Origin of the sequence: Zooshikella sp. RANM57, assembly GCF_050749885.1 — a bacterium.
In the GTDB taxonomy this organism is placed as follows: Bacteria; Pseudomonadota; Gammaproteobacteria; order Pseudomonadales; family Zooshikellaceae; genus Zooshikella.
In genome coordinates, this window is the sequence record NZ_JBOIUB010000030.1 from 1 (window position 1) to 9,661 (window position 9,661).

Annotated in this window: 10 protein-coding genes and 3 pseudogenes; 3 read left to right on the plus strand and 10 right to left on the minus strand. The window is 35.6% G+C overall.

Annotation, left to right across the window (positions count from 1 at the left end):
- Positions 1-166 precede the first annotated feature (166 nt).
- Together tnpB and ACQ96U_RS26615 are read right to left on the minus strand one after the other, a co-directional pair.
- Complete coding sequence (gene tnpB / locus ACQ96U_RS26610; protein WP_431724318.1) at positions 167-493, minus strand: IS66 family insertion sequence element accessory protein TnpB; 327 nt, start codon at positions 491-493, stop codon at positions 167-169.
- A gap of 22 nt (positions 494-515) precedes the next feature.
- Positions 516-938, minus strand: coding sequence for a hypothetical protein (locus ACQ96U_RS26615; RefSeq protein ID WP_431724319.1), 423 nt, complete (start codon positions 936-938; stop codon positions 516-518).
- Between the two features lie 306 nt (positions 939-1,244).
- On the opposite strand from ACQ96U_RS26615, the pseudogene ACQ96U_RS26620 reads away from it, so the two are divergent.
- Positions 1,245-2,051 (plus strand): annotated as a pseudogene (locus ACQ96U_RS26620) (IS3 family transposase); the annotation flags it as partial.
- Between the two features lie 21 nt (positions 2,052-2,072).
- Here ACQ96U_RS26620 and ACQ96U_RS26625 read toward each other — a convergent pair.
- The 4 genes from ACQ96U_RS26625 to ACQ96U_RS26640 form a co-directional block, all read right to left on the minus strand.
- On the minus strand, positions 2,073-2,411 hold the full coding sequence (locus ACQ96U_RS26625; protein WP_431724326.1) for a transposase: 339 nt from the start codon (positions 2,409-2,411) through the stop codon (positions 2,073-2,075).
- Entirely contained in the window at positions 2,407-3,009 is a 603-nt protein-coding gene (locus ACQ96U_RS26630; protein WP_431724320.1) for an IS630 family transposase, read from the minus strand. Before ACQ96U_RS26630 ends, ACQ96U_RS26625 begins: the two co-directional genes overlap by 5 nt.
- A 75-nt stretch (positions 3,010-3,084) precedes the next feature.
- Positions 3,085-3,924, minus strand: a complete 840-nt coding sequence (locus ACQ96U_RS26635) for an HDOD domain-containing protein (RefSeq protein WP_431724321.1) — start codon at positions 3,922-3,924, stop codon at positions 3,085-3,087.
- A 189-nt stretch (positions 3,925-4,113) separates the two neighbouring features.
- Positions 4,114-4,944 carry a LysR family transcriptional regulator gene (locus ACQ96U_RS26640; RefSeq protein ID WP_431724322.1) on the minus strand — a complete coding sequence of 277 codons (831 nt, stop codon included), beginning with the start codon at positions 4,942-4,944 and terminating at the stop codon, positions 4,114-4,116.
- A 305-nt stretch (positions 4,945-5,249) separates the two neighbouring features.
- Here ACQ96U_RS26640 and ACQ96U_RS26645 point away from each other — a divergent pair.
- Positions 5,250-5,613: pseudogene (locus ACQ96U_RS26645) on the plus strand (transposase); the annotation flags it as partial.
- Between the two features lie 39 nt (positions 5,614-5,652).
- Here the strand turns inward: ACQ96U_RS26645 and ACQ96U_RS26650 are convergent.
- The 3 genes and pseudogenes from ACQ96U_RS26650 to ACQ96U_RS26660 form a co-directional block, all read right to left on the minus strand.
- A pseudogene (locus tag ACQ96U_RS26650) lies at positions 5,653-6,072 on the minus strand (IS3 family transposase); the annotation flags it as partial.
- Positions 6,073-6,084: 12 nt separating this feature from the next.
- Positions 6,085-6,453 (minus strand): IS3 family transposase, encoded by a 369-nt coding sequence (locus ACQ96U_RS26655; RefSeq protein WP_431724323.1) that lies wholly within the window; start codon positions 6,451-6,453, stop codon positions 6,085-6,087.
- Positions 6,454-6,491: 38 nt separating this feature from the next.
- Entirely contained in the window at positions 6,492-6,782 is a 291-nt protein-coding gene (locus ACQ96U_RS26660; RefSeq protein WP_431724324.1) for a transposase, read from the minus strand.
- A 689-nt stretch (positions 6,783-7,471) separates the two neighbouring features.
- Here ACQ96U_RS26660 and ACQ96U_RS26665 point away from each other — a divergent pair.
- Positions 7,472-8,365: an IS982 family transposase gene (locus ACQ96U_RS26665; protein ID WP_431724325.1), complete on the plus strand. Its 894-nt coding sequence runs from the start codon at positions 7,472-7,474 to the stop codon at positions 8,363-8,365.
- 1,180 nt (positions 8,366-9,545) lie between these two features.
- Here the strand turns inward: ACQ96U_RS26665 and ACQ96U_RS26670 are convergent.
- A partial coding sequence (locus tag ACQ96U_RS26670) for an IS3 family transposase (protein WP_431724327.1) occupies positions 9,546-9,661 on the minus strand: 116 nt, incomplete at its 5' end.

Genomic DNA, 9,661 nt, shown 5'->3' on the forward strand with positions numbered 1-9,661 from the left:
AGAAAAACGTCGCAGGCAAACCCTGAGACAAGAGACAAAACACTTTTTGAACAATTCTGCTCATTAGCAGGCTAAGTGTGTCCAAAATAAGATTGTTTTTACGCTAAATAATTTTTGCGACAGAACCTCTGTTGGTCTATTACCTGGCGCAAAGCCCCTGTATTTATCAGGATGACACCTGGGCACGGATTCTCTCGGTGAGTAGCACCTGTAAAGCTTGTGCATTAAGGGTGTACGTGCACGTGTCTGCTTTAGGCCACCATTTTAATTGACCTTGTGAAAAGCGTTTCATACATAACCAAAAGCCTTGGCCATCGTACACTAATAATTTAACCGCAATGCGTCGTTTATTGGTAAAGACAAAAATAGTCCAGCTATACGCATCTTCATTTAAATGCTGCTGACACAGTGCAATTAAGCTATCGATACCTTTACGGAAATCGACAGGATTCACTGCTAATAATAAACGATGATGAGGTGTTAATTGCAACATAATTACGCAATAAAATGGTGAATTAATGCATCAACAGCACTTGATGGATTTTTAAGACCGTGCCATCAGGACGGGTTAACTCAATCCCAAACACCATGGGTGTTGCTGAAGACTTATTATCCTGATGATTAACCACACCTGTCGTCGAGGTAAGATCGACGCTAATAAAATCAGTCGTCACAGATGCACGGGATGGCGATGGCTTAGGTGGCATTTTCTCTGCAAGACAATCGGGTTCTCCTAATAATACTACACGCTTATTCATAAACTGAGCATGAGTGAGACGTAATGTCGTTAATATCCTCGTGAGTTTATACTGCTCCTGCACATGCCATAATGCATTAGGGAATGGTTTACGGGGTTTAGGACTCTGCCGCCAGGCTTCAAACTTAGCCTTGACGTCTTCCAAAGTTAAAGGGACATCTGTTGGTGAATCGGCTTTCATAGAGCTTCTCCTGAATTATTAACGATGCAGGAAAAGGCTAACAGCAAGGGTTAGAGGGAGTCACGCACGCCAGTCGAGGGGACACGGTATTGGTGTTAGTTTGCTTTACGCATGGATTAACCAATAGACAACTGAGTACACGATGAAGGTAGCCCCAAATCAAACAGAGACCCAGAGGATCAAGGAGCTTGAAGCAGAGATCAGGAAGCTAAAATCTGAAAATCCCCTGTTAACAAAGGCCGCTGCATACTTTGCGAAAGACCAGCTGTGAAGTATGCCTTTATCAAGTAAAATAAGCAGGACTGGCCTGTGGCTTTTCAATGCCGTGTTCTTAATGTTTCTAGGTCAGGGTACTGTCAATCGTGCCAGTCGGATGAAACACAGATAATCAAGCGCAATCAGCAACTGGGTGACGATATTCTCGAGCTATTTGAACACCATAAAGGCCGTTATGGTTCTCCTCGTATCACCAAAGCGCTAAAAGACAACAAGCAATGCGTTAATCACAAGCGGGTTGCCAAACGGATGGTAGCGCTAGGGCTTCGAGCTAAACAAGCAAGGAAGTTCAAGGCCAAAACGAATAGCCAGCATGCTTTACCGATAGTTGAAAATCTTTTGCAACAGGATTTTAGTGCGAATAAACCAAATGAAAAGTGGGTGGGTGATATCACGTATGTTTGGACAACGCAAGGCTGGCTGTATCTCGCTATTTTCATTGATGTATTTAGCCGACAAGTCATCAGTTGGCTGATGTCTAAGTGGATCAATAAAGAGCTCGTTTATGATGCGTTATGGCGCCGTAATTTTCCAACAGATGTCATCGTTCACACCGACAGAGGTCGTCAATATTTTTCTAAAAAATACCAACAACTACTTAAAGACAATAAACTCATCTGTAGTATGAGTGGCAAAGGCTGCTGTTACGATAACGCTCTTGCTGAAAGCTTTTTTCATAGTCTTAAAGTGGAGTGTATCTATGATTATGCTTTTGGTGATCGAGCACAGGCAAAAAAGATCATTTTTGAGTACATTGAAGTTTATTATAATCAGCAAAGGTTGCACTCATCTATCGGTTATAAAACACCCGCTAGGTTTGAGCGGCTATGCGCATAAACTTCTAATAACAGGTGTCCGTTAAATGGGGTAAAGATCAAGCAGTGATTCCCCCTTTTTAAGTGGCATCCGAGCATTGCCTGTCTGTCGAATGTAATTCCATACCAGTTCATCAGGATTAAGATCAGGGGCATAGGGTGGCAAGAGAAAAATGCTTAGTTTTCCTTGCTGTCCTGCTACAAATTGACGTACTTTTTTGCTTTTATGCACTGGATGACCATCCATGATCACAAAAATTGGTTTTTTGCGATTGCTAATAAGCTCTTTTAAACACTCGATAAAAACATCTGAGTTAAAGCGCTCTGTATAAACATGATACCAAAAACCACCTGTATTCGAGAGCGCTGAAATAGCGTTAATGCCTTGTCTTTTGCCGCTGGTTTGAACGGCCTTTTAAACCCCATGTTCTCATAAGTGGGTCATCAGAGCGGATTGAAGCCTCGTCCAGCCAAAATATTTCAGCTCCCTCTTTTTTGGCTAATTGCTTTATCTTTGGGTAGGTTTCTTCTTTCCATTGATTAATTTCAGCGTCATCTCGTTCATAAGCTCTTCTCATAGGTTTTTGCGGTGTAAGGCCCACTCGATGTAACAAATCTCCTACAGCAGTTAATCCTAAAGGAATACCTAATCTGTCTTTAATGAGATCGGCGATGATTTGCCTTGTCCATAACCCAAAGTCGAAACCGTACTGTCGTGGATCACCACTAATTACCCAGCGTTTAACTTCTTCTGCCTCAAAATCACTCAGCGACCGCGCTCGACCTGGACGAGGTTTTGGAGCTAATGCGTCTACCCCCTCTGTTCTAGCAATTTTTAACCATTTGAAAATACTCTTTTCTCCCAACCCATAGCTACGGGTAACATTGGCTGGAGACTCACCGTCAAATACTCTCTGAATGGCTAAACGTCTTAATAATGCTTTTTCTTCTGTTGATAACTGTCGGGCATCATATTTCATACTAATAAGTATGGCATAATTCTAGAAAGTATCCATTATTTCCGACTCGTTAGTAACAGGCCCTAGTAGAATTACTTAATTTTGATTTTTAAGATAAGTTCTTAAATTATCCATATATTTTTTTAGTTCATTTATATCTTTTATGGGCATTCCTAAACACATCAGCTCCCTTGCTACATCTAAATTAAAATATTTACTTCCATAAGAGTATCGTTCTTCACAATCAAAAAAAACATCAATTATTTTTATATATTTCAATATATAATTTAGATCTTTAGAATTTGAAGTATGATGATTTCTTACAATATTACAAATACTATCAGGTAATCCAATATTTTTCACATAGTAGTAACCAAACTCTTCATGATTATTTAATATAATCTTTTCAATAAAATCACCTGAAATATTTAAATATAAATTTTCCTCAATTATTTCTTGTATTACTTTTAATATAACTAGACTACCTATATCACGTAGTAATGATAAAATAAAAACTTTTTCAACACCTTCGTTTAATTTATATTTGTTAGCTAACCAATAACACCCAAAAGCAGAACATAATGAATAATAGCAGTTTTTTTTAAGGAAATCATTAATCAAATTATTACTTGAACTATATTTCAATTTATAATGCAAATAAAATATTATACAAACTGACTGCTTTATTCCAATTCTAATAATTGATTCTACAATATTTTCAACTTTAAAAAAGTTATTAAATACGAATGAATTTACTATAGCAACAAATTCTTCCTCATATCTAAAAGCTATTTTTTTTATTCTTAATGCATTTAAATTATCATTAAATACTCCATATATATTTTCAATCAACTCATCATCGATTTTTAGACTAGCAACCCTGTTATTCAATATTCTATTTTGTATTTCATCTGCAAAAGAAAAAATAAAAGTCATATATTAAAACCATTTTAATTTAGAATTCAACTAAGATTAGTATTACATACTTAAAGTGTAGATGCAGATTTCAGTCTCATTAATTATTTTTTTAGATATAACATTAAAATAAAATTTTACAAGAAATGCTTTGCTAATCCCCCATCTTCAAAATATTGCAAAAGAGGGGGGAGTTAGTTATTGGCCTAATTAAAAATTAAATCTAGTTTGATAAAAATTTCTAGCAAAATCAATAAAAGTATTAACTTTTTTTGATGTAAATTTATTTGATGGGCATATAGCCTGAAGATATAACTTATGATCATTTATAACCCCATCACATATCATATTATCAGACTTATGTATATTCAAAAGAACTCCTTTTACACGGCAAGTTGCTATTAAATTTTTTATAATATAAGAGTCATCAACATAGTGTATATTTTTATATAAATTTTTATCTATTGAATTAATAATTTCCATTCCTAAGACTCTAGGAACTAACAATTTTTCACACCCAACTTCATTAACCTTTCTAAAAACACAAAGTTCGAACTCTGCAATACAATAATTTTTCTCACTAAACTCATTTTTATCAGTCAATAATAAAAATAAATCGAACTCTCCAATCTCATCTTTATAGCACATCCTATTTATATATCTAATACTTATATCAATTTTTTTATTGCTTTCAATAAAATTCTTTATTACATTCCTAATATAGATATCTGATATATAAACATCATAACTCACACCTACTCTCAATAGATCTACGTCTTTGTCATTTTTTTTTATAGCACTTTCAGATTCATGTACTAAGTCAATTATTTTTACACAGTAATCATAAAACTCAACTCCTTTACTAGTAATCTTTATACTTCTTGTTGATCTGTTAATTAGTTGAACGCCAAGATATTTTTCTAAATAAGAGACTTTTTTACTGATAAATGATTTTGTAACTCCTTCTACTAAAGCTGCTTTTGTAAAGCTATTGTAATTAATTACATTAATATATGATTTTATACATTCAATTGTGTCCATTCATATACTTCCATCTCTTATAAATTTATTCTTAGTTTTATTTTATTTTGTGAATCAGAAATAAGCAGGAAACATAAATTTAGAACATAGACGGAACTCCTATTTACATTTGATTATTAATCTAGCTGTAATATAGATCGTATATTTTAATTAAATGGAAAAAGTTGATGCATAATAACCACCAATATGACAACACAGCCATAACTCCCGAGAGCAACTGATATCAATATCTCTTAACATATCAAGAAGCAAGCTTATGAACATCAACTAGGGCCTGTTAACACTAATGTTGTTACAATAGGTTCATGGAGATTACAACACAACAATTTAAAATGTTCGAACACTTGCTGCCTGTTCAGCGCGGCAATGTAAAACTATCGAATATACAAGTGCTCAATGCCGTTCTCTATGTTGCCGAGCATGGGTGTAAGTGGCGAGGGTTACCAAAATATTTTGGCAACTGGCACAACATTTATACACGCGTTAATCGATGGGCCAAAAAAGGTGTTTTAGATGATGTTTTTTCTGTATTACAAGAAGCCGATGTCATCAATATTCAGGTTGATCTTGTGTCGCTTGATAGCACAATAATACAGGTGCATCCTGATGGTACAGGCGCATTAAAAAAACGGTCCACAAGCGATTGGTAAATCAAGAGGAGAATGGTCTGATCTTTACCCCATTTAACGGACACCTGTTATTAGAAGTTTATGCGCATAGCCGCTCAAACCTAGCAGGTGTTTTATAACCAATAGATGAGTGCAACCTTTGCTGATTATAATAAACTTCAATGTACTCAAAAATGATCTTTTTTGCCTGTGCTCGATCACCAAAAGCATAATCATAGATACACTCCACTTTAAGACTATGAAAAAAGCTTTCAGCAAGAGCGTTATCGTAACAGCAGCCTTTGCCACTCATACTACAGATGAGCTTATTGTCTTTAAGTAGTTGTTGGTATTTTTTAGAAAAATATTGACGACCTCTGTCGGTGTGAACGATGACATCTGTTGGAAAATTACGGCGCCATAACGCATCATAAACGAGCTCTTTATTGATCCGCTTAGACATCAGCCAACTGATGACTTGTCGGTTAAATACATCAATGAAAATAGCGAGATACAGCCAGCCTTGCGTTGTCTAAACATACATGATATCACCCACCCACTTTTCATTTGGTTTATTCGCACTAAAATCCTGTTGCAAAAGATTTTCAGCTATCGGTAAAGCATGCTGGCTATTCGTTTTGGCCTTGAACTTCCTTACTTGTTTAGCTCGAAGCCCTAGCGCTACCATCCGTTTGGTAACCCGCTTGTGATTAACACATTTGTTGTCTTTTAGGGCTTTGGTGATACGAGGAGAACCGTAATGACCTTTATGGTATTCAAATAGCTCGAGAATATCGTCATCCAGTTGCTGATTGCGCTTGATTATCTGTGTTTCATCCGACTGGCACCATTGATAGCACCCTGACCGAGAAGCATTAAAAACACGGCATTGAAAAGCCATAGGCCAGTCCTGCTTATTTTACTTGATAAAGGCATACTTCATAGCTGGTCTTTCGCAAAGTATGCAGCGGCCTTTGTTAACAGGGGATTTTCAGATTTTAGCTTCCTGATCTCTGCTTCAAGCTCCTTGATCCTCTGGGTATCCGTTTGTTTTGGGGCTACGTGCATCGTGTGCTCAGCTATCTGTTGGTTAATCCACACAAAAAGCAAACTCACTCCAATACCTAGCTCTTTTGCAATCGCCGTCTTGGGTCTACCTGACTCTAAAGCCAGTCTAACGGCTTCTTTTTTGAACTCGGCTGAATAGCTTTTATTTTTCTTTGTATTCATGGGATACACCATAGTTTAGGTGAATTTCATCCTAAAGTGTGGTGTCCATTAAATGGGGTGAAGATCACTGAGCGGATACACAGAAATATTTACAGGGTCCAGGGACTACTAATTAGTGTTAATAGGCACTAGAAAAAATAATTATTAATTACTATAGATGTTATTTTTCTTATTTCTTTAAATATCCATGTTACATTTGAAGACCTACGAACCATAAAGCAATAAGATATTTTAGCATACAAGGGAAGGTTTTTCTTAACTACCTATGATTCGTAAGCCTACTACTTATTATAATGAAAAATAAGTTTTAATTTTAATTTTACAAGAAACTTTTGTTTCTTGTATATAAAGAACTATTTTACTATATTTTTTAATACTCATTTTCATTTATCGGCTCAACAACTAACTTATAAATATTAACATTCTACGCACATAATATAATCAAAAGAGTGGATGGATTATAGTAAGCAGAAAATCAAGAGCATCGTTTCCTAAATCTCCACTTTAGTTGGACTTGATTTAAGTGATAACTACTACTGAAAGCCTAGCATTCATGGCAATGGTAAAAAAAATTCAACCTACAGTGATTTTTTCACTAAGTTAACGCGATGCTCGACTTTTATTAGTTTGAAATGAGAACCCCTGACCCCAACCTTTGTTTTGCCGAAACAAATTCAAAGGGACAGGGGATGTCAGTAGAAGAGTTTATCATAGCAGTTTATTGCTGGGTTGATGATACCTTTAATGAGTTACTTAAAGGCCAGCGATTACGTAAACGAGGGACTATGCCCTCCCTTTCTGATCCTGAAGTGATTGCAATGGAGCTCATCGGCGAGTTTTTTGGGTTAGATGAAGATACTCATATCTGGCGGTATTTTCGTGAACATTGGCGAAATTATTTTCCAGGTATCGACTCAAGAAGCCAATTTTCAAAGCAAGCAGCAAACTTATGGGCGGTAAAACAGCAGTTGCAAAAACGAGTCACTATGGCACTGGGAATAATCACTGACCCACTCCATATTGTTGATGCTTTTCCTTTACCCGTGAGCCACTTTAAACGGGCAAAAAGCTGTAGCCGTTTTAAAGGAGAGGCAGACTACGGTTATTGTGCTTCAAAAAGTGAAACTTATTATGGGTTTAAAGGGCACTTACTCATTGATTTTCATGGTGCAATTGCAGGGTTTACGTTAACACCCGCTAATGACAGTGAGCGAGAAGCCGTCTGGGAGTTAACGAAATTGATGAAGAGTGGTATTTTGCTAGGTGATAAAGGTTATTTAGGTGTAGATTTTAAGGCTGAATTACTTGAGCTAAAAACAGTACAATTAGAAACACCCGTCAGAGAAAAAATGGTGGATCAACTCCCAGAGAAATGGAGGGGACAGTTAAACCGGCTTCGACGACGGGTTGAGACAACGATTGGTCAGCTTGTAAAAACGTTTAATATCCAACGAACAAAAGGGAGGACCTTATGGAGTCTGACGAATCGAATAAGTCGTAAATTGTTATCACACAGTTTATGTGTGTTACTCAATAGAAACGAAGGCAACGCTCCACTTCAGTTGGCTCAATTAATAGGCTAAAAAGTCGAGCATCGCGTTAAGTTATTAATTAATGCTGGCTATATATTACAAATGAATAAAAAGTATATCTTAGACATTTTAATTGATTTTTTAAAGACTCCATCTTTATATTTAGTTTTATTCTTATGGGTTATTGTATATATCATTATTTACTATTTACCAATCTAACTCATAATTTTGTAAAGGTATTATATTATATGTTGAGAAGGCCAATTTTTAGGTGAAAATAGCCTATCAAGATACACAACTAATAGTTACTATTAAACTGACTTGCCAATAGATCAGTATAGAGTCACGAAAACAACCGTATATTGAAGGTAAACGACATGATATGAAAGAATGCTGAGTTAATAATAAAAGTAAAAATGACAAGCTAATAAACAAATGTTCATTCTAATTCATAGATAAAGCATAATTTCACTCTGAAACTCATAAGTACTTTTAACTAAACAAAGCTTGTTGAACCCAATCACTTATAGTTTTTATTATTTATACCCATAAAGGTACATTATAACCTCTTACTTTTGATATTTTGATCATTGCACTAGTATGAACGCGTATAATGTAGTCTTCTAACCTTGTCTGTGAAATTACATTATATAAACTTTAGTATTTACAGTAGTAATTGACGTATCAGTATATATCTCTAACTCTCCTCAAAGCTAGCTCTAAAAGCATTATAGATAAAAGCCTGTAGTAATCTTCAAAAACTGTCTATATAATCTAATACTTCATTAGCCTGTCAATGATCTTTGTCAAACTTTTTAATTCGGGTGATTGTTTACTCATTTTATTGAATATAATAATCGCTTCACAAACTAAATAGTTTGACAGTGGCATACCTGCTTTTGTCACAATATTAGGCAATGTCGTAGCTTCAACTAAACCTTGATTTAAATGAAAGTCTTACAATATTTTATAGATATCCTAGCAGTTTCGCATGAGAAACTATACCCGTAGCGCTTGAGAATTAGGTTTAATCTTTTGATTTAACAAGAGAAATTGTATACCCTTTGCAACCATGAAAGGATTTTAGCTAATCGAAGAATAATTAAAGGAGTTGCGCATCACTCACAGGGCTGAGCGCAATCGTAATGCAGAGTATAAAATCAATTTTGCTAGGTAGCGGATGGAAACTGAAACAAGTCAAAGATGCATTACTCATCGATGACTGTACTGGTCAACCCAAATTGGACACATTTAGTTGAGAATTTTCAAACTCTATGGGTGACAAATCACCATTGGCAGAATGCAGTCGCTCTATGTTGTAATACTTCATATAAGCCGCCACATCTT